Annotated in this window: 15 protein-coding genes and 1 pseudogene; 3 read left to right on the plus strand and 13 right to left on the minus strand. The window is 74.0% G+C overall.

Features of this window, described 5'->3' with window-relative positions:
• Positions 1-84: 84 nt before the first annotated feature.
• From ACE3Q3_RS12685 to ACE3Q3_RS12715, 7 genes are all read right to left on the minus strand, one after another.
• Complete coding sequence (locus ACE3Q3_RS12685) at positions 85-1,143, minus strand: hypothetical protein (protein ID WP_374446604.1); 1,059 nt, start codon at positions 1,141-1,143, stop codon at positions 85-87.
• Between the two features lie 109 nt (positions 1,144-1,252).
• Positions 1,253-2,452 (minus strand): CaiB/BaiF CoA transferase family protein, encoded by a 1,200-nt coding sequence (locus ACE3Q3_RS12690; RefSeq protein WP_374446607.1) that lies wholly within the window; start codon positions 2,450-2,452, stop codon positions 1,253-1,255.
• A gap of 21 nt (positions 2,453-2,473) precedes the next feature.
• Entirely contained in the window at positions 2,474-3,370 is an 897-nt protein-coding gene (locus ACE3Q3_RS12695; protein WP_374446609.1) for a CoA ester lyase, read from the minus strand.
• Between the two features lie 17 nt (positions 3,371-3,387).
• On the minus strand, positions 3,388-3,609 hold the full coding sequence (locus ACE3Q3_RS12700) for a hypothetical protein (RefSeq protein WP_374446611.1): 222 nt from the start codon (positions 3,607-3,609) through the stop codon (positions 3,388-3,390).
• A 9-nt stretch (positions 3,610-3,618) separates the two neighbouring features.
• Positions 3,619-5,592, minus strand: coding sequence for a TRAP transporter permease (locus ACE3Q3_RS12705; protein ID WP_374446613.1), 1,974 nt, complete (start codon positions 5,590-5,592; stop codon positions 3,619-3,621).
• 46 nt (positions 5,593-5,638) lie between these two features.
• Entirely contained in the window at positions 5,639-6,709 is a 1,071-nt protein-coding gene (locus ACE3Q3_RS12710; protein WP_374446616.1) for a TAXI family TRAP transporter solute-binding subunit, read from the minus strand.
• 32 nt (positions 6,710-6,741) lie between these two features.
• Entirely contained in the window at positions 6,742-7,944 is a 1,203-nt protein-coding gene (locus tag ACE3Q3_RS12715; protein WP_374446618.1) for a CoA transferase, read from the minus strand.
• Between the two features lie 128 nt (positions 7,945-8,072).
• Between ACE3Q3_RS12715 and ACE3Q3_RS12720 the strand changes: the two genes are divergently transcribed.
• Positions 8,073-8,978, plus strand: a complete 906-nt coding sequence (locus ACE3Q3_RS12720; RefSeq protein WP_374446621.1) for a LysR family transcriptional regulator — start codon at positions 8,073-8,075, stop codon at positions 8,976-8,978.
• 49 nt (positions 8,979-9,027) lie between these two features.
• On the plus strand, positions 9,028-10,542 hold the full coding sequence (locus ACE3Q3_RS12725) for a YifB family Mg chelatase-like AAA ATPase (RefSeq protein WP_374446623.1): 1,515 nt from the start codon (positions 9,028-9,030) through the stop codon (positions 10,540-10,542).
• A 10-nt stretch (positions 10,543-10,552) separates the two neighbouring features.
• Here ACE3Q3_RS12725 and ACE3Q3_RS12730 read toward each other — a convergent pair whose 3' ends face one another.
• The 6 genes from ACE3Q3_RS12730 to mutS form a co-directional block, all read right to left on the minus strand.
• Positions 10,553-11,314: an aldolase gene (locus ACE3Q3_RS12730; protein ID WP_374446625.1), complete on the minus strand. Its 762-nt coding sequence runs from the start codon at positions 11,312-11,314 to the stop codon at positions 10,553-10,555.
• A complete protein-coding gene (locus ACE3Q3_RS12735; RefSeq protein ID WP_374446627.1) occupies positions 11,311-12,831 on the minus strand; it encodes a hypothetical protein in 1,521 nt (506 codons plus the stop codon). Before ACE3Q3_RS12735 ends, ACE3Q3_RS12730 begins: the two co-directional genes overlap by 4 nt.
• A complete protein-coding gene (locus ACE3Q3_RS12740; protein WP_374446629.1) occupies positions 12,828-14,321 on the minus strand; it encodes a hypothetical protein in 1,494 nt (497 codons plus the stop codon). Before ACE3Q3_RS12740 ends, ACE3Q3_RS12735 begins: the two co-directional genes overlap by 4 nt.
• A 154-nt stretch (positions 14,322-14,475) precedes the next feature.
• Complete coding sequence (locus tag ACE3Q3_RS12745; protein ID WP_374446631.1) at positions 14,476-17,277, minus strand: [protein-PII] uridylyltransferase; 2,802 nt, start codon at positions 17,275-17,277, stop codon at positions 14,476-14,478.
• Positions 17,274-17,822 carry an N-acetyltransferase family protein gene (locus ACE3Q3_RS12750; protein WP_374446634.1) on the minus strand — a complete coding sequence of 183 codons (549 nt, stop codon included), beginning with the start codon at positions 17,820-17,822 and terminating at the stop codon, positions 17,274-17,276. The genes ACE3Q3_RS12745 and ACE3Q3_RS12750 overlap by 4 nt, the downstream gene beginning before the upstream one ends.
• Entirely contained in the window at positions 17,819-20,494 is a 2,676-nt protein-coding gene (gene mutS, locus ACE3Q3_RS12755; RefSeq protein WP_374446638.1) for a DNA mismatch repair protein MutS, read from the minus strand. The genes ACE3Q3_RS12750 and mutS overlap by 4 nt, the downstream gene beginning before the upstream one ends.
• Positions 20,495-20,730: 236 nt before the next feature.
• Here mutS and ACE3Q3_RS12760 point away from each other — a divergent pair.
• Positions 20,731-20,865 (plus strand): annotated as a pseudogene (locus tag ACE3Q3_RS12760) (calcium-binding protein); the annotation flags it as partial.

Genomic DNA, 20,865 nt, shown 5'->3' on the forward strand with positions numbered 1-20,865 from the left:
GACGCGATCGACCGCCGCCTCGGCGAGCGCGCCCGGCCCGCGGTCTGACCGGCCCTCGGTCTGACCGGCCCTCGGTCTGACCGGTCAGCCGGTGGCGGGCAGCGCCAGCGCGGCCGCCCACCGCCGCGCCACCGCCTCGGGGGAGAAGCGGTCGGCGACCGCGGCCTGCCCGGCCGCGATCCGCGCGCGGGCCCGATCCGGCTGGGCGAGCGCCCAGCGCACGCCTTCGGCCGGGTCGCCGACCCAGCCGAAATCCGCCAGCTCGCGATAGGCCGGGATCGGCGAGGCGAGCGCGAAGCGGCCGTGCCGGATCGCCTCGACCATGCGGTTGTGCGACTTGGCGGCGACACGCGGATCGCCCGCCGGCTGCGGCAGCAGGACGAAATCGGCATCCGCGAGCGCCCGGCCGACCTCCGCCGGCGACCAGTCCCGCCGCTCCACCCGGCATGGCGCGTCGACGCGGTCGTTCGCCGTCCGGGCGAGGCGGTCGATGTCGGCCGCCGCCGCGGGCTGGGTCACGATCGTCAGCCGGATGTCCCGGCCTTCGGGGGCGAGGCCCGACAGGGCGCGGCCCAGCAGCGCGCCCGTTCCGGCGCTCCAGTATCCGAACCAGACGAACCGCAGCGGGCCGGCCGGCCGGAACCGCGGCGCCGCGGGCACCGGTGTCTCGGTGGGGTCCTCGACGACCAGCGGCGCGTGGCGGCTGGTCGGGCGGTAGTGGTCGGCGAGCCATTGGCTCGCCACGACCGGGACGAAGCGCCGGAGCACGAGGTCGCGATGGCGGCCGGCCGGACCGTGGCGCTCGGTCAGGAGATCGCAGACGTCGGCATGGACGGGCCGGACCTCGGCCAGCCGTTCCAGGACATCGAGGGCGGCCGTGCAGGCCTCGGGATGGCCGGCGAAGGTGCCGGGCGTCGGCTTGCCCAGCACGATCCGGACCGCGGGATCCCGCAACCGCTCCGCGATGCCGGGACGAACGAGGTCCGTCAGGCCGGCGAGGCTCGTGCGGTGACCGAGCGCCCTCAGCCCGGCCGCCGGCAGCAGGCAGCGCAGCCGCACGCTGGCGACCGGCGAATCCAGCACCTGCCCCGGCTTCGGCACCGGCGGGGTCGCGATCCCGTTGACGAAGACGATGTCCGCCATGCCGCCGAAGCTGGCACGGATGCCGGGCCTTCCGCCATGCCGGTCGCCACCGGTCACGCGATGCCGGTCACACGACGGCGGTCACACGACGCCGGTCACACGACGCCGGTCACACGACGCCGGTGCGCTCCATGTCGGCCAGCCGCGATCCGTCGACGCCGAGGCGGCCGCCCAGGATCTCGGCATTGTTCTCGCCGACCTGGGCGTCGCGGAAGTCGCGGAGCGCGCCGCGATCGTAGCCGCGGGGCGTGTAGCCCGGCACGATCAGCGGCCCGACCACCGGGTCCTCGGTCGCCAGGACGTCGCCGCGCTCGCCGAAATAGGGGTCCTCGGCCAGCGTCGCCCCGTCATGCACCAGCGCGACCTCGACGCCGAGGGCGGCGAGCTCCGCGCGCGCCGACTCGGGCGGGCGCTCCCGGAACCAGTGGACGAGGGCGGCCGCGAGTTCGCGCCGCGTGCTGTCGGCCGGCAGGCCCGCGAGCGCCGCCAGCCGCAGGCGCGTCTCGGCACGGACCAGCAGCATCACCCAGCGCCCGTCGGCACAGGCGAAGCTCGGCAGCCAGGTGTCGCCGCCGTCGCCGGCGCCCCAGCCATAGGGGTCGTTCGACGCCTCGCGCGCCGGGCTCCGTCCGGACAGGTGGCGGAGGGCGAGCTGGCAGTCGGCCATGCGGAAGAGCGGCTCGTAGAGGGCGAGGTCGATGTGCGTGCCGGTGCCGCCGGCGCAGTCGCGGGCGTAGAGCGCGGCCGAGATCGCGAAGAAGCCCATCAGCCCGGCCGAGGTGTCGGCGAGGCTGAAGCCGACATGCTGCGGCGTCTCGTCGGGCTCGCCCGTCAGCGTCACCATGCCGCTCAGGGCCTCGGCGATCTTGCCGAAGCCGGGGCGGCCGGAATCGGGCCCGGTCTGCCCGAAGCCCGAGACGCTCAGCATGACGAGGCGGGGATTGATCTTCGACAAGGCCGCCCAGCCGATCCCGAGCCGGTCCATGACGCCCGGCCGGTAGTTCTCGACGACGACGTCGGCATCGGCGATGAGCTGCTCGAACAGGGCCTTGCCCTCGGGTGCCTTCAGATTGAGGGTCACCACCCGCTTGTTGCGGGCGGCCACGCCCCACCACACCTGGACGCCGTTCTTCTTGCGCCCGAGCAGGCGCATCGGGTCGCCGCCGTCGCGGCGCTCGACCTTCACCACCTCCGCGCCCATGTCGGCCAGCAGGCTGCCGGCGAAGGGGCCGGCGAGCGCGATGCCGACCTCGACGACGCGCAGGCCCGCCAGCGGCAGCGGGCGCGTCTCGATCCTGGTTCCGTCCATCGCCGTCCCTCCGGTCCGTGTTCAGTCCGCCAGGACGCCGCGCCGGCGCGCCTCGCGCAGCACCTCCTCGGCGATCGGCAGCATGGCGTAGTCGACCATCTGCCCGCGATAGGTGACCGCGCCCGATCCCGCCGCCTCGGCCGCGCGCATCGCTTCGACGAGGCCGCGGAAATACTCGACCTCCTCGGGCTCGGGCGTGAAGACGGCGTTGGCGATGGCGACGTGGCTCGGATGGATGAGGACGGCGCCGGTGAAGCCCAGTGACTTGGCGCGCCGGCAGAGCCGGCGGACGAACTCGTGGTCGTCGAGCGCCGTGCCGATGATGCTCGACATCGGATAGAGGGCGCCGGCGGCGCGGCTGTCCAGCACCATCTTCGAGGCGAGGTAGAGCTGTTCCTGGCCCTCCATCGTCGGCCGGAAACCGGCTGCGCGGGCGACGTCGCCGATCACCGGGCCGCCGACGATGCCGATCACGCCCCTGACCCGCGGGCTGGCGGCCGCGAGGTCGCGGGCGGCCCACAGGCCTTCGGCCGTCTCGGGCAGCGGCATGATGGCGACGGAGCGCCGCGGCAGCCCGGCCCGGCCTTCGGCATAGGAGAGGGCGGCGTCGAGCTCGCGCACCTCGTCGGCGGTGCGGCCCTTCGGCAGCATGACGCCCGAGAAACCCTCGGTCGCGACCGCGATCGCGTCCTCGAGCCCGCCCTGGTCGAGGGCGTTGATGCGCACGAAGGCGGGAATCCCCATCGCGTGCAGCAGTCCGATCGCCTCGCGGCAGGTGGCGCGGGCCGGGATCTTGTCGGCCGGCGGCACCGCATCCTCGAGGTCGAGGACGACCGAATCGGGCTGGAAGCGCTGCACCCGGCGGGTCCAGTCGAGCTTGTGCGCCGGAATGAACAGCATCGATCGCAGGGGCCACATCGCGGAAGGTCTCCTCGTCAGCGTTCGTCGTCGGGCGGATCGCCGGCGGCTCCGCCGCCGTCCTTCCCCATCTCCCACCACAGGAGCGCGGTCAGGAGCGCGGCCGCGACCGCGACCAGCCCGACGAAGGCGAGCGGGTCGACCAGGTGCAGGCGGGTCCGGGCACCGAAGAACCAGAGCCCGGCGACGACCAGCAGGACGCCGCTCCAGACGATCGCGTTGACCCGTCTCCGGGACATCGGCGCCTCCTATTCCGTCCGGCCGGCGGCGACCGCCGGCATCGGCCGGTCGCGGCGGACGAGGGTCGGGACGATGGCGATGGCGGCGATGGCGACGCCGGCCAGCCGTGCCGACCAGTGCGGCCAGGCGAGGCACAGGGTGGCGATCGCCAGCAGGGCGCGCACCGGCGGCGTCAGCGTCCGGCCGAGCCAGCCCTCGACGCTGGCCGCCAGCAGGACGACGGCCGCCAGGGTGGCCGACGAGACCATGAGGATCGCCGGCCAGGACCCCATCATCAGCAGGGCCGGGTCGTAGACGAAGATGAACGGCACGACGAAGCCGGACAGCGCCAGCAGGAAGGCTTCGTACCCGGTGCGGTTGAGGTCGGCGCCGGCGATGCTGGCGGCGGCGTAGGCGGCGAGCGCCACCGGCGGCGTGACGTTGGCGAGGATGCCGAAATAGAAGGCGAACATGTGGCTGGCGAGCAGCGGCGCGCCCATCTTGACGAGCGCCGGCACGATCAGCACGGCGACCGTCAGGTAGACCGCCGGCGTCGGCAGCCCCATGCCGAGGACCAGCGCGATGACCGCGGTCAGGATCAGGGCCACGATCAGCCGGCCGTCGGCGGCGTAGACGACGAAGTCGGCCAGCAGGTTGCCGGCGCCGGAGACCCAGAGCGTCCCCATCAGGATGCCGGCGGTGGCGACGGCCGCGCCGACCGCGACGTTGTTCGCCATCGCGTCGACCATCGCGTCGAGATAGCGGCCCATCGGCACCCGGGTGGAACGGCCGAGCAGCGACGCCGCGAAGAGCGAGGCGAGGCCGGCGAGTGCCGCCATCTGGGCCGAGAAGCCGAAGAAGAAGGGCGCGATCAGCGCCGCGATCGGGATCAGCAGGTGCCCGCCCCGGCGCATCGCCTGGCCGACGGTGGGCAGGGCCTCGGTGGTGGCGACGAGCCCCATCCGCCGCGAGCGGAACTCGACCTGCGCGTGGATCGAGACGAAGTAGATGACGGCCGGAATGATCGCCGCGACGACGATGGTCCAGTAGCCGACGCCGAGGAAGGCCGCCATCAGGAAGGCGGCCGACCCCATCACCGGCGGCATGATCTGGGCGCCCGACGACGCCACCGCCTCGATGGCGCCGGCCGTCGCCGGGCGGAAACCGGTGCGGATCATGAGCGGGATGGTGACGTTGCCCATGCCGACGACGTTGCCGACGACGCTGCCCGACGTCGTGCCCTGGAGTGCGCTCGACAGCACCGAGACGTGGGCCGGGCCGCCGGCCCGCCGCCCCATCAGCGCGAGGGACAGGTCCTCGAAGAAGGCGATGCCGTTGGTGCGCACCAGGACCGCACCGAAGATCAGGAACAGCATCAGGTAGGTGGCGGCGACGCCGGTGGTCGAGCCGAAGATCCCCTGGTCCTGCATGAAGAGGATCTCGACGAAGGTCTGCCAGCGCACGTTGGGCGCGGCGAACATCCCCGGGAAATGCTCGCCGAACAGCGCCTGGATCGAGAACAGCGCGACGATCAGCAGCATCGCCCAGCCGATGAAGCGCCGGGTCACCTCCAGCGTCACCAGGATGTAGACGATGCCGAAGAAGAGGTCGGCCTCGCTGGGAAAGCCGATGCGGCGCGCGAAATCCTCGTAGTCGAGGAAGACGTGCAGCATGCCCGCGACCAGGAGCACGATCGCGACCATGTCCGGCACGAGGCCGAGGGCACTGCGCCGCTGCCACGGCACGCCGCGGGCCGACTTGACCAGGAGGCCGAGCGAGCAGATCCCGCAGACGAAGGCGATGCGCTGCAGGTAGGCGGTGATCGACCCGGCGGCCCCGGTATAGACGAGCAGCACGCCGAGGAAGAGGCCGATGAACATGATCGCCGCCGCCACGGCGCGGTGATGCGGGGCGCCGTGGCGGATGACGGACCGGAGCGGGCGCGCGGCGTCCTGCTCGAGCAGCGCCAGGGCCGCGTCGGACGGCGGTGGGGACTGGCTCATCGGGCTGCCTTAGGGGGAACGGCGGACGCCGGCTCGCCCGTCGGGGTCAGGACGGGTTGTCCGCCCCGTTGGCGATCGTGCGGATCGGGATGCCGGCCTCGTCGAAGCACTTCTTCGCGCCCGGGTGCAGCGGGATGAAGACCGTCTGCGCCGCCTTGTCGACCAGCTTCTCCGCGCCCTTCCAGGTCGGCACGACCTCGCCCCAGATCGCCGCGTTCTCCTTCCAGTAGAGCTGCTTGCAGATGCGGTAGACGACGTCGTCCGGCAGGTCCTTGTGGACGACGTAGCCGAGCGAGAGCTGGACGCCGACGACGTGGTTCTTCTGCCAGTCGTAGGTCCCGGCCGGCAGTTCGTTGCGCACGAAGGTGGGATAGTTGTCGAGGAGCGCCTTCAGCACCGGCTCGTCCATCGAGACGATGCGGGCGGCGTTGGTGGCGGCGAACTGCGTCAGGATCGGCGAGGGATGGTCGGCGGTCAGGAAGACCGCGTCGAGCTGGCCGTCGGCCAGCATGTCCATCTGCTGGTTCCAGTCGCCGGTCACGACCACGCCGCCGTTGCGCTTGATCTGGTCGTAGGAGAGGCCGACGCCCTTGAGCGCGACGTTGACCATGGTCGAGGTCAGGCTGTCGGGAGTGCCGACGCCGATCCGCTTGTCCTTGAGGTCGGCCCAGGACTTCAGCCCCGACTTCTCGGTCGTGATGAAGGTCGGGCTCGCCGACGGCCGGGTCATGAAGCCGATATAGGCGCCGACATAGCGCAGCGACTGCATCTTCGGCCGGTTGGCGAAGGTGCGGGTGGCGTTCCAGGCGTCGACGACGCTTTCGCCGACGCCGTGGCCGATCTGCGCCTCGCCGCTGTGGATGCGGGGCGGCACCGCGGTCGCGGTCCCCGGCAGGCGCCGGACGTTGATCGCGGTCCCGGCATAGGCGCGCTTGATCGCCTCCTCCATGACCGTGAAGGCGAGGTCGCTCGTCGAACCGGCCGACCCGCGGCCGATGATGACGAGCGACTTCGGCGGCTCCTGCGCGAAGGCCGGACCCGTTCCGGCGACGAGGACGGCGGCGAGCGCCCCGGCGACCGCCAGGTTGCGCCCGGCGGCGGACCAGCTTCCGGTCATGTGCTTCCCTCCCAGTGCGGTTCTCGTTCGGTTCAGGCCCACACCGCTCCCGAGCGGCGGAAACCGGCGATCTCGGCGGCGGTGAAGCCGGCCTCGGCGAGGACGGCGTCGCCGTCGGCGCCGATCGCCGGTCCGGCGCGGCGGATGGTGCCGGCGATGGCGCCGATCTTCGGCAGCACCGCCGGCTGCGGCAGCGTCTGCCCGGCGCCGTCGTCGACCCAGGCGATGTCCGCGCGCGCGGCCAGGTGCGGGTCGGCCATCAGGTCGGCGGCGTCGTAGAGCGGGCCGACGACGACGTCGTTCTCGCGCACCAGCCGCATCGCCTCGGCGGCGTCGTGGCGGGCCATCCATTCGGCGACGACCGCGTCGAGGGCGTCCATGTTGCGCTGGCGGTCGGCGGTGGTGCGGAAGCGCGGGTCGTCGCGCAGCGCCGGGCCGCCGATCATCGTCAGCAGCCGGTCGGCGACCGACGGCGTCGCCGCCGAGACGGTCAGCAGCTTGCCGTCGCGGGTGCGGAAGACGTTGCCGATGTTGGAATTCATCGGGAAGCGGTTGCCGTTGCGCGGCTCGGCCCGGCCGGTGACGGCGGCGACCGCGAGCTGCCACTCGTTCATCCGCAGCAGCGCCTCGTGGACGCCGAAGGCGAGCGGCGCCGGCGCGCGCCCGCCGCGGTCGGCCGCGCGCAGTTCCAGAAGCGCGCCCGCGGCGGCCAGGAGCCCGGCCGAATAGTCGGCGAGCGGGAATTCCGGCTGCATCGCCGGCCCGTCGGCCTGCCCGGTCAGGGCGACGATTCCGGTGGCGGCGGCGGCCAGTTCGGGCGCCGTGCTCCACGGCCAGAGGTCCGGCCGGTCGACGCCCGGCGCATGGAGGAAGAGGTCGAGCGGCGGCTGCGGCCGGGCGGCGGCGCGGGCATGCCAGGCCGCCGGGCTGCGCTCGTCGCGGACCAGGACCCGGGCGCGCCCGAGCAGCCGGTCGACGATCGGGCCGGCCTCGGGATGGTCCGGATCGAGTGCCAGCGAGCGCTTGTTGCGGGCGATGATCGGCCACCAGACGCGGCGCACCGCGGCGCCGCCGAGCTGCCGGATCGGCGATCCGCCGGGCGGTTCGCAGACGACGACCGCCGCACCGAAATCGGCGAGCAGGCTGGCGGCGAAGGCGGCGGCCGGCGTGCCTGCCGCCTCGATCACCGTCACCGTCGACAGGTCCGACGTGCGCTCGCTTCCGGAATCCGGCATGGCCCGCCTTTGCTCGATCGCGTTTCCGTCGGCGGGTCGTCGTTCGCGCCCGCCTTGTCCCGCCGGCGATTGAAGCAAAGCCCGATTGATCAGACTATTCGCAAAGTCTGATGGATTGAGCAGACAGGATGATCAATTACACCCTGACCCAGATCCTGACCTTCCTCGCGGTGGCGGAGACGCGGAGCTTCCGGCTGGCGGCCGAGCGCCTGCGGGTCTCGCCGCCCGCGGTCAGCGCCCGTATCCGCGAACTCGAGGACCGGCTCGGCGTCCGCCTCTTCCACCGCACCACGCGCTCGGTGGTGCCGACGGCCGAGGGCGAGCGTCTCGGCACCGCCGCCCTGCAGGCCCTCGACCAGCTCCACGGCGCGGCCGACGCGCTGCGCGACGAGGCGGCGCTGCGGCGCGGGCGCTTCGTCGTCGCCACCCTGCCGTCGATGGCGGCGACCATCCTGCCGCCGGCGATGGCCGAGTTCCGCGCCGGCCATCCGGGGGTCGAGATCGGCATGATCGATGCGCCGGAAGGCCGGGCGCTGGAGGCGGTGGCGACGGGCGAGGCCGCCTTCGGCCTCCTCGCCCGGGCGCCGCCGGCGCATCGCGACCTGCTGTTCGAGCCGCTGTTCCGCGACGATTCGGTGGCCGTCATGGCGGTCGGCCACCCGCTCGCCGCGCGCCGGTCGCTGCGCCTGCCGGAACTGGTCGACCAGCCGCTGCTGGTGCCGGCGGTGGGGACCAGCGTGCGGGCGATGGTCGACGACGCCTTCGCCCGCTTCGGGCTCGCCGTCCAGCCGGCCTACGAGGCGATGAACCTGACGACCCTGCTGGCGCTCGCCGAGGCGGGGTTCGGCGTCTCCTTCGTGCCGCGCATCTTCGCCGTGCGGCTCGACCTGTCGCGGCTGAAGGCGGTGCCGCTCGCCGGTCGACCGATGCACCGCGACATCGGCATCGTCCAGCCGCGCGGGCGGTCGCTGTCGCCGGCGGCCGCCGCCTTCCGCGGCTTCCTGGCGCGCCGGCTGGCGGCCGCCGACGGGTGACACGGGCGCGTGCCGGCCTCTACACTCGATGGCAGCAGAGGGAGGGCAGATGGTCGCGCGGATCGCGACGGTGGCGTTCCAGGGGATCGAGGTCCGCGCGGTCGACGTCCAGGTGCAGATGGCGGCGGGCCTGCCGGCCTTCGCGCTGGTCGGCCTGCCGGACAAGGCGGTGGCGGAGAGCCGCGAGCGGGTGCGCGCCGCGCTCGCCGCCATGGGGCTGGCGCTGCCGCCGAAGCGGATCACCGTCAACCTGTCGCCGGCCGATCTCCTGAAGGAGGGCAGCCATTTCGACCTGCCGATCGCGCTCGGCCTGCTCGTCGCCATGGGCGTGCTGCCGGCCGACGCGATGGCGGAGTTCGTGGCCCTCGGCGAGCTCGCGCTCGACGGCGCGCTGGCGCCGGTCGCGGGCGTGCTGCCGGCGGCGGTCCACGCCAACGGCCAGGGCCGCGGCCTGATCTGCCCCGCGGCCTCGGGCGGCGAGGCGGCCTGGGCGGGGGAGATGGCGATCGTCGCGCCGCCGACCCTGCTGTCGCTGGTCAACCATGTGAAGGGCACGCAGCTCCTGACCGCGCCACGCCCGCGGCTGGCCGACGATGCCGGCGCGCTGCCGGACCTCGCCGCGGTCAAGGGGCAGGAAACCGCCAAGCGCGCCCTCGAAGTCGCCGCCGCCGGCGGCCACAACCTGCTGATGGTCGGGCCCCCCGGCTCGGGCAAGTCGATGCTGGCGGCCCGCCTGCCGGGCCTGCTGCCGCCGCTCACCCCGGCCGAGGCGCTGGAGGTGTCGCTGATCCATTCCGTCGCCGGCCTGCTCGCCGACGGCCGGATCAGCCGGCGCCGGCCGTTCCGCGACCCGCACCATTCCGCCTCCCAGGCGGCGCTCGTCGGCGGCGGCCCGCGCGCGCGGCCGGGCGAGGTCTCGCTCGCCCATCGCGGCGTCCTCTTCCTCGACGAGCTGCCGGAGTTCCAGCGGCCGGCGCTGGAGGCGCTGCGCCAGCCGCTCGAATCCGGCCGTGCCGTCGTCGCCCGCGCCCAGGCCCACGTCGCCTATCCGGCGCGATTCCAGCTCGTGGCGGCGATGAATCCCTGCCGCTGCGGCCATCTCGACGACCCGGCCGTCGCCTGCGCCCGGGCGCCGGCCTGCGCCCGCGACTACCAGGCCCGGCTGTCCGGCCCGCTCATTGACCGCATCGACCTCCATGTCGACGTGCCGGCGGTGACCGCGGCCGACCTCGCGCTGCCGCCGCCCTCCGAGGGATCGGCCGCCGTCGCCGCCCGCGTCGCCGCCGCGCGCGAACGCCAGCGCGCCCGCTTCGAGCGGCTCGGCGCGGCCGGCGTCGCCTGCAACGCCGAGGCCGACGGCGAGTTGCTCGACGCCATCGCCGACCCGGAGCCCGACGGCAAGCGCCTCCTCGCCGACGCCGCCGACCGCCTGCGCCTGTCGGCGCGCGGCTGGCACCGGGTACTGCGCGTCGCCCGCACGCTGGCCGACCTCGAGGCGGTCGACCGCGTGCGCCGCATCCATGTCGCCGAGGCGCTCTCCTACCGCCGGGCGGCGTTCGCCTGACGCCCGCCGCTCAGTGGCGGTATTCCGGCTCCTGACGGTCGAGCATCCGCTTGATCGCGGCGAAATGGCGTTGCGCGACCTTGGGGAGGTCGCCCGCCATCTGCTGGCGGGTGTGCCGGCGCACCTCGTCGGGAATGGTGCGCAACTCCTCGCCGTCGGAGCGGGCGAGGATCTGGAACATGCAGGCCCGCTCCAGGTAGTAGAGGTCGTTGAAGGCGTCGGCGACCGTCGGGCCGACGGCGATCACGCCGTGGCTCGCCAGCATCAGGACGCTGGCGCTGCCGAGACCGTCGGCGAGCCGGTCGCCCTCCGAGCGGTCGAGCGCCAGGCCGGCATAGATCTCGTCATAGGCGATGCGGCCGTCGAACATGAGGGCGTTCTGCTCGCACATCTCGAGCCGCATCCGCTTGCGCAGCGTCAGCGCGGTCGCGTGCGGCTGGTGGGTATGCAGGACGGCGACGGCATGCGGCGCCTTCAGATGGATGCGGCTGTGGATGAAGAAGGCGCTATCCTCGACCGGCCCCTCGCCCTCCAGCACGGTGCCGTCGGCGTCGCAGAGGCAGAGCGAGGAGGCGGTGATCTCCGACCAGTGCCAGCCGTAGGGGTTGATGAGGAAGCGGTCGCCGCGGACCTGCCCGCCGGCATCCGGCACCGCGACCGAGAAATGGTTGTCGACGCCCTCGTTCAGGCCCAGGCGCGCCGCCCAGCGCAGCGCCGCCGCCAGGTCGACGCGCAGCGCGCCCGTCATCTCGTCCGTCACTTCGCTCGTCATGCCCCGTCCGATGCTCCTGGTGGTTGGTCCGGACGGGTGGTGCCGTCCGCCTCGCGGTCGATCGCGCCGGCGACGAGCGCGACCTCGGGGTCCCGTCGGGCCCAGTCGGCGAGCGTCGTCCGTCGCGCCGCGGCCGAACGGTAGCGGAAACCGAAGGCGATTGCCGCACGCAAGTGGGCGGATCGCGCGTCGCCGGCCGCCTGTTCGAGCGCCTGCCAGCCGGCCGCCGTCGCGAAGCGGGCCCAGACGATGGCGGCCGCCGCCCGCACCGGGTCGGGAAAGCGCCCGGACCGGGCGATCGTCGCGACCATGCGGGCCAGCGGCGGCGGCAGCGCCGGCGCTGCCCACAGCACCGCCAGCGCCCACATCCACTGCCAGGAATGGAGACGCTCGGCGGCGGCCGCGAGTTCGCCGGCGAAGCGGCCGAGGACCGCCGGGTCGGCCACGAACTCGCGCAGGTAGAGGGCGCGGATGCGCGCCGCCCAGGGTTCGGCAGCGAAGCCCGCGATCGCGTGGTCGAGGGCGACGGGGTCGCCCGCCCGCGCCAGGGTGACGAGTGCCCATTCCTCGGCCCGGGCGGCGTGGCTGCCGAAGGCCGCCAGATCGGCGATCACCCGCCGTGCGGCGTCGACCCCGTCCGCTTCGGCCCGGTAGCGGCGGGTGCGGTGCCGCTCCTCGGCGAACGCCGTCCGGGTCGTGACGCGGCTCTTGCGGGGGTTGGCGGACAGGCCCATCCGCCGCAGCCGCGTCCGGATCTCGTCGGCGACGCGCTCCGCGTCGGCGGCATCGCCGGCGGGCAGCAGGATGCTGTCGATGAGCCGGAAGGACGGCCGCTCCGGCCCGGCCGCCGGCGTGTCGAGCGGCCGCAGCGCGAGCGTGGCGAGCGCGCCGCTCGCCATCAGGTCGTAGAGGAATCCCGCCGCCCCGACGGTCGGCGCCAGGGCACGGTCGAGCCGGCGGCCGATCCGGCTCCAGGCCGGCGGCAGGCCGGCGGCGGCGAGGCCGGCCAGCAGCGCCCGCCGGTCGATGCCCTCGTTGGCGTGCGCGACGTCGACCTGCACCATGTGCGACCAGCGGGGATCGTCGACCGCCTCCTGCGTCGCCCGCCGGTAGCAGTCCGACCACCAGTCCGAGGACGCCAGCAGCAGCCCTTCCCCGCTCCGCGCCGGCAGCGCCGAGAACACCCGGCCGCGGTCGAGGACGGGCTCCATGTGGCGCATCGCGGCGGCGGCGAAGAGCAGCAGGAGGGTGCGCTCGACGGGGCCGGCGGCGGCGTCCGCGCGCTCGCCGAAGGGCGGGGTGCCGCCATGCTCGTGGCGCACCCGCAGATAGGGGCAGGGCGGCGTCAGCGGCGCCTCCGCCAGGATCGCGTCGCGGACCCGGTCGAACGCGTGCTGGGCGACCAGCTTCCAGTGCGGCGCGAACAGCTCGTCGCGCGCCATTTCGTACAGCAGCGTCGCGCGCGCGGCGAGCCAGTCCGCCTCGCCCGGCCCGGCCGGGCCGCCGGCGCCGGTCACGGGCCGGCGTCGGGCGGGTCGAGGGCGGCCGCCACCAGCTGGATCAACGGATCGCGGGCGCTCCATTGCCGCAGCAGCGGGCGGCGCTCGGCGGCGGGACGGTGGGCGAGGCCCCAGGCGATCGCCGCACGGGTGTGCTGCGAGCGGATCTGCCCGATCTGCCGCTCCAGCTCGATCCAGTCCGCGCGCGTCGAGAACCGGGTCCGGATGGCGGCGGCGGCGACCCGCACCACCACCGGAACGGCCGGGTCGGCGAGCAGCCCGGACAGACCGCGGGCGAACGCGCCCGGCACCCGGGGAGCGTTGCGGAAGGCCGACAGGCCCCAGGCCCATTGCCAGGGGTGGAGCGTCCGGCGGGCGCCGACGAGGAGCGCCGCCATCCGGTCGGTCACGGCCTGGTCGTCCATGAAGCGGGCGATGTGGATGGCGTAGGTGCGGGCGGCGGCCGGCGCGTGCGCGAACCGGTCCATCAGGTGCGGCAGCGCGCGGCGGTCGCCCGCGGCCGCCAGACGGGCCAGGGCGGCGTCGGCGATCGGCTGGAAGCGCGGATCGTCCTCCGGCGTCGCCCGGAAGAGGGCGAGCACCTCGTCGGCGCTCCAGGCTGGCCCGGGCATGCGGGCGCGGTCGCGCAGCCGCTCGGCCCGGAAGGCGGCACTCGACTGGACCACGGTCTTGCCCGGATGGACCGCGAGCCCGATCCCGGCCAGGGCGCCGCGGGCACCCTCGGCCGCCTTTGCCGCGGCGTCGAGGTCGGGCGCCGGCAGGACCGTGTCGTCCATCATCCGCACCGAGGCGACCCCATGCTCCCGGCACCAGCGGTCGAGCGGCGTCAGCGCGATGGTGACGAAGCTGGCGCCGACGAAGCCGGTGATCGGCAGACCGGTCGGCCCGAGGCTCGGCCGGCAACTGGCGAAGAGGCGCGACGCCGCGTCGAGCCACCCGGGCCCGATTCCGGATTCGTGCAGGATCGCGAGCAGGCGCCCGCGGTCGATGCGCTCGCCGCAGCGGGCGACGTCGAGGCGCGCGACCGCTCCCGCCCCGGCGATGGCGGCGTCGACCGCCGCCGAGAAGGATCGCGTCCAGCGTTCGGGCGGGGTCAGCAGGCCGGGCTCGCCGGCCGCCGCCGGCCGGCTGGAATGGACCCGGTCGCGGTCGAGGGCCGGCTCGGCCGCGGCGATCGCCGCGGCGCCGACCAGCATCCACATCGCCTCCTCGACCGGCTGCAGCAAGCTGTGCCGGCGCTGCGGTCCGCCCCTTCCCTCGTCGTTCTTCTTCGGCACCCAGTAGGCGACGGGCGCGGCCGGCGGCGCGTCGGCGGCGCGCAGGATGCGCGCGCGCACCGCCCCGAACGCCCGGCGGTGAATGGCGTCGATGTGCGGCGCGTAGCAGTTGCGGCGCGGCAGGTCGCCCAGCAGTTCCTCGTGCAGGCGGCGCCAGCCCTCGTCGTCGAGCCCGGCGAAACCGTTCTCGCGGTGGAGCGCCGGGTTCACCGCGGAGCGGTCCCTCTGGGGTATTCCGGTACCGTCGCTCCGAGTCGGCCGCGACTCGCCGCGACTCCTGGCCCGTTCATTGGACGTTCCGTGATTCGCCTCCGAGTCGCAGACCCATAAGCGATCGTGATTCGTTCGGCATTCGTTCGGCGCCTCACACCCCCTGCCCGGCCGCGAGCCGCCGCGTCCGCGCCGGCCGCGGCGGGGCCGCGGCCGGCTCCCCTTCCGCCGTGCCGAAGACGGCGAGGATCGCGGCGCGGATGGCGCGGGTCTTGGCCTCCTTGTCGACCTTCAGGCCGAACACGTCCTTGACGTAGAAGACGTCGACGACCTTCTCGCCATAGGTCGAGATGCGCGCCGTCGCGATCTGCACGCCCTGGCGCGTCAGTGCGCGTGTCAGGTCGGCGAGGAGGCCCGGCCGGTCGCGGCCGTTGACCTCGATCACCGTATGGGTGGCCGAGGCGTTGTTGTCGACCAGCACCCGCGGCGCCAGCGCCAGGGTGCGCGTCGCCGGCGCGAACGGCACCGGCCGCCGCAGTTCGGCCGCCGGCGACAGGCGCCCGTCGAGCGACTGCTCGACCATCACGGCGAGGCGGGCGAGCCGGTCCGGCCGGTCGAAGGTGCCGCCGCTGGCGTCCTGCACCGCGAAGCTGTCGAGCGCCATGCCGTTGGCCAGGGTGTGGATGCGGGCGTCGACGATGTTGGCGCCGGCGACGGCGAGCGCGCCGGCGATGCGCGAGAAGAGGCCCGGATGGTCGGCGGTGTAGATGGTGACGTCGGTGACGCCGCGGGCCGGGTCGACGCGGGTGTCGACCGTCAGCGGACGCCCCTCGCGCTCGGCCGAGCGGATGATGCGGGCGTGGCGGGCCTGGGTCTCGACGTCGAGGCCGAGCCAGTAGGCGGGATAGATGACGTCGGCGAAGAGGGCGAAACTGTCGTCGTCCCAGTCGGCGAGCGCGGCGCGCAGGCGTTCCTTGGCGGCGGCGATGCGGGCCGACTGCGGCTGCACGCCGATCCCGCCCGACAGCGCCTCGGCGGTGCGGTGATAGAGCTCGCGCAGCAGCGTCGCCTTCCAGCTGTTCCACACCTTGGGCCCGACGGCGCGGATGTCGGCGACCGTCAGCGCCAGCAGCAGTTTCAGCCGCTCGGGCGACTGCACCTCGGCGACGAAGTCGGCGATCGTCTTGGGATCGTCGATGTCGCGCTTGAAGGCGGTGTTCGACATCAGGAGGTGGTGGCGCACCAGCCACGCCACCGTCTCGGTCTCTTCCGGCGCGAGGCCGAAGCGCGGCCCGAGCTTGAGCGCGATCTCGGCCCCGAGCACGGAATGGTCGCCGCCGCGGCCCTTGGCGATGTCGTGCAGCAGCAGGGCGACGTAGAGCGAGCGGCGCGACGCCACCGTCGGCATGACCTCGCTCGCCACGGGGTGGTCGCCCTTCAGCAGGCCGCGCTCGATCCGGGACAGGATGCCCAGCGCGAAGATCGTGTGCTCGTCGACCGTGTAGACATGGTACATGTCGTACTGCATCTGCCCGACGACGCGCCCGAAATCGGGCACGAACTTCCCGAACAGGCCGGCCTCGCTCATCCGCCGCAGCACATGCTCGGGATCCTTGCGCGACGTCAGGATCTCGACGAAGAGCCGGTTGGCCTCGGGGTCGCGGCGCAGCCGGTTGTCGACCCGCTGCAGGTCGCGGGTGACCTGCTTCAGGGCCGCGGGATGGATGTCGAGCCCGCTCTCCTGGGCGGCGTGGAAGAGCCGCAGCAGGTTGACCGGGTCGTCGCGGAAGGCGCTCGGCGCGGTCAGTGCCAGCCGCGCGCCCTCGATCGCGAAGCCCTCGACCCGGCGCCGGCGCAGGCCGAGCCGGCTGAGGAGCGGCGGCGCGGCCTTCTTGTGCTCGGCCTCGAGCGCCGCGCACAGGATGCGCGTCAGGTCGCCGACATCCTTGGCGACCAGGAAATAGTGCTTCATGAAGCGCTCGACGCCGCGCGCGCCGGCATGGTCGGTGTAGCCGAGGCGGCGGCCGATCTCCGACTGCATGTCGAAGGTCAGGCGCTCCTCGGCCCGGCCGGCGATGTCGTGCAGATAGAAGCGCACCGTCCACAGCAGGTCGTGGGCCCGCGCGAACCCCTGCGCCTCCTCCGCCGACAGGACGCCGCGGTCGACGAGCGCCGCCACCTCGTCCACCCGGTAGGCGTACTTGGCGATCCAGAAGAGCGTGTGCAGGTCGCGCAGCCCGCCCTTCCCCTCCTTCAGGTTGGGCTCCAGCAGGTAGCGGCTGTCGCCGAGGCGGCGGTGCCGCTCGTCGCGCTCCTTCAGCTTCGCGTCGATGAAGCCGACGACGTCGCGGCTCTGGATCTCCTGCTCGTAGCTCCGGCGCAGTTCGGCATAGAGCGCCTGGTCGCCCCACAGCCAGCGCGCCTCCAGGAGCGCCGTGCGCACCGTCTGGTCGGCCTTCGCCTGGCGCAGGCACTCCGCCACCGAGCGGGTGGCGTGCCCGACCTTGAGGCCGAGATCCCAGAGCAGGTAGAGCAGGTACTCCACCACCTGCTCGGTGTGCGGCGTCGACTTCCATGGCAGCAGGAAGAGCAGGTCGACGTCCGAGTAGGGGGCGAGCTCGGCCCGGCCGTAGCCGCCGACCGCGACGATGGCGAGCCGTTCCGAGGTGGTCGGGTTGGCGACGACATGGACGTGCGACACGGTCGCGTCATGCAGGACCCGGATCACCTGGTCCATCAGATGGGCGAGGCCGCGCGCCGCCTCGGCGCCGCGCTGGTTGGCGTAGAACCGGCGCATCACCTCCGCTCGGCCCTGCTCCAGCGCACCGCGCGCGAGCTTCAGGAGCTCGGCGCGGAACTGGTCCGGCGGCAGGTGGCGGGCGGCGACGGCGTCGACCTGCCGCAGCAGCTCGCCGCGGTCGACGATGGCGCGAGGACGGGTGACGGTGACGGTCATATGGCCGACAATATAGCGCGCAACCCGGCGAAAGACGCGGGCGGCGCCGTCAGGAACCGCACCATCATCAGTTCGTCGACATAGCGGTCGGCGAGCTTGAAGGCGTGCGGCTCGACGCCGATGGCGACGAAACCGCGGGCTTCGTAGAGCCGCCGCGCCGGCCGGTTCTCCACCGCGACGCCGAGATAGAGCATCTCGACCCGCCCGGCGGCGTGCTCGAGGACGCGGTCGACGAGCCGGCCGGCAAGCCCGGTGCCGCGATGGTCGGGGTCGACATAGACGCCCCACAGCAGGCCCTTGTGCCGCCGCTTTTCGCCGGTCTCCTGGAAGAAGCCGGCCATGCCGACCGGCCCGGCCGCGGCGAACGCGCCGAAGGTGTCGCCGCGGGCCAGCCGCTCGGCGACGGTCGTCATCTGGGTGGCCTCCTCGTCGGCGACCGAATTGCCGAACGCCTCGGGGTGGGCGGCCAGCGCCCGCAGCCGCAGCCGCCGGAAGGCGCCGGCGTCGGCCGGCACGAAGGGACGGATCGGCGGTCGTTCGGTCATGGCAGCAGCGCCTTCAGTTCGTAGAGGCGGTCGAGGGCCTGGCGGGGGGAGAGGCCGTCGACGTCGAGCGCCGCCACCGCCGCCGCGAGCGGCGACGGGCCGGCCGCCGGCATCGGGGCGCGGGCCGGGGGCTCGCGCAGGGCGGCGAACAGCGGCAGGTCCTCCGCCAGCCGCGTCGTCGCGCCCGCGGTCTCGCCCTTCTCGAGGGCGGCGAGGACGGTCTCGGCGCGGGCGACGGCGGCGGCCGGCAGCCCGGCCAGGCGGGCGACGTGGATGCCGTAGGAGCGGTCGGCGGCGCCGGGCGCCACCTCGTGCAGGAAGACGACGCTGCCCTGCCACTCCCGCACCCGCATGGTGTGGCAGGCGAGGTCGGCCAGCCGCGCCGCCAGCGCCGTCAGCTCGTGATAGTGGGTGGCGAAGAGCGCGCGGCAGCGGTTGACGTCGTGCAGGTGCTCGACCGTCGCCCAGGCGATGGCGAGCCCGTCATGGGTGGCGGTGCCGCGGCCGATCTCGTCGAGGATGACGAAGGACCGCCGCGTCGCCTGGTTCAGGATGGCGGCCGTCTCGACCATCTCGACCATGAAGGTCGATCGGCCGCGGGCGAGGTCGTCGGCCGCACCGACCCGGCTGAACAGCCGGTCGACGATGCCGATCCGGGCCCGCCGCGCCGGCACGAAGGCACCGGCCTGGGCGAGGATGGCGATCAGCGCGTTCTGGCGCAGGAAGGTCGACTTGCCGGCCATGTTGGGCCCGGTCAGCAGCCACAGCCGGTCGCCGTCGCCGAGCCGGCAGTCGTTGGCGACGAAGCCGCCGGCATCGGCGGCCAGCGCCGCCTCGACGACCGGATGGCGCCCGCCCTCGACCACGAAGTCGAAGCCGTCGTCGATCTCGGGCCGGCACCAGCCGCCCTCGACCGCGCGCTCGGCCAGCGCGGCGGTGACGTCGAGGCGGGCGACGGCGGCGGCCGCGGTCGCGATCGGCGCCGCCTCGGCGAGCACGGCCGCGGCCAGCGTGTCGAATATCTCCAGTTCGAGCGCCAGCGCCTTGTCGGCGGCGGTGGCGATGCGGCTCTCCAGTTCGCCCAGCTCGACCGTGGTGAAGCGCATGGCGCTCGCCATGGTCTGGCGATGGATGAAGCCCTCGGCCGTACGCAGCTTCTCGGCGTGGACGGCGCCGATCTCGACATAGTAGCCGAGCACGTTGTTGTGGCGGATCTTCAGGCTGGCGATGCCGGTCTCGGCCGCGTAGCGGGCCTGCAGCCCGGCGATCATGCGCCGGCTGTCGTCGCGCAGCGCCCGCAGCGCGTCGAGGTCGGGGCTGTGGCCCGCCGCGACGAAGCCGCCGTCGCGGGCGAGGAGCGGCAGGTCCGGGCCGAGCGTCCGGGCGAGGCGCCCGACCAGCGCGCCATGGTCGCCGAGGTCGCGGCGGCAGGCGACGAGCCCCTCCGGGAGCGGCGGGAAGCCCGGCATGTCGAGGCGTTCGCCGAGGCGTCCCGCCGCCGCCAGCCCGTCGCGCAGGGCGGCGAGGTCGCGGGGCCCGCCGCGGCCCAGCGCCAGCCGCTGCACGGCGCGCTCGAGATCGGGCACGGCGCCCAGCATCGCCCGCAGGTCGCGCCGCAGGTCGGGATCGGCCACGACGGCCGCCACCATGTCGTGGCGGCGGGCGATCGCCGCGGGCTCGGTCATCGGCGCGCCGAGGTCGGCCGCCAGCAGGCGCGCGCCGGCGCCGGTCAGGGTGCGGTCGAGGGTGGCGAGCAGGCTGCCGCGGCGCTCGCCCGACAGCGTCTCGAACAGCTCCAGGTTGCGGCGGCTGGCGGGATCGATCTGCAGCACGGCGCCGCTCTCGAGGCGCTGCGGCGGCCGCAGGCGCGGCTGGCGGCCGAGCTGGGTGAGGCGGACATAGTCGAGCAGCGCGCCCATGGCCGCGGTCTCGGCGCGGCCGAACGCCCCGAACGCGTCCAGCGTCTCGACGCCGTAGGCCTCGCAGGCGCGGCGGCGGCCGTTCTCGCTGTCGAAGCGCGCCGTCGGCAGGGGCGTCAGCCGCGGTTTCCAGTCGGCCAGCGCGGCGGCGATCTCGGGCTGGCCGAGCACCCGCTCGGACACCAGCACCTCGCCCGGCGCGAGACGGGCGAGCGCCGCCGGCAGGGCGGCCGCCTCCAGCGGCTGGGCCGCGAGCTCCCCGGTCGAGAGGTCGTGCCAAGCGAGCGCCAGGCCGCCGGTGGCGTCGGCGACCGCCGCCAGATAGTTGTTGCGGCGGGCGTCGAGCAGCGTTTCCTCGGTGATCGTGCCGGGGGTGACGATCCGCACCACGGCGCGCCGCAGCGGCCCGCGGTTGCCGCGTCGCTTCGCCTCGGCCGGGTCCTCCGCCTGCTCGCAGATGGCGACGCGGTGACCCTGCCGGATGAGGCGCGCCAGGTAGGCCTCGGCGGCGTGGGCCGGCACGCCGCACATCGGGATCGGCTGGCCGGCATGGGTGCCGCGGCTGGTGAGCGCGATGTCGAGGGCCGCCGCGGCCGCCTCGGCATCGGCGAAGAAGAGCTCGTAGAAGTCGCCCATCCGGTAGAACAGCAGGCAGTCGGGATGGGCGCGCTTGATCGCCAGGAACTGCGCCATGACCGGCGATGCGGCGGCATCGTCGCGCTCGGCGAGAGGGGGTGCGGTGGGGGCGGCCATGGCCGCAGTGCGATAGCACGACTCGCGGTCTTCGCGCCCGCCCTCGCGAATCGCCTCCCGTCTACCTGTGGGCGAGCGCCGAACCGCTGCCGCTACGGGTTGATCGGCGATTCGTCCTTCGCCTAAGTTTGGCGCATCCCGGCCGCGTCGAGTCGCGGCCTGCCGCCAGGGTCCGCCGAGGGGGGCGGACGAGGGACCGCCGACCGGTCTCCTGGCCGCCGCAAGGAGGGACGACCATGGCCGCGATCGTACTTACCGACGGCAACGACATCTGGCCCGACGGCGACGACAATACCGGCAACGACACCGTCCTCGGCGGCAACGGCAACGATACGATCGCCGGCGGCAATGGCGACGATTCGCTGTTCGGC

Source organism: Allostella sp. (assembly GCF_041913585.1).
Lineage (GTDB): Bacteria > Pseudomonadota > Alphaproteobacteria > ATCC43930 > Allostellaceae > Allostella.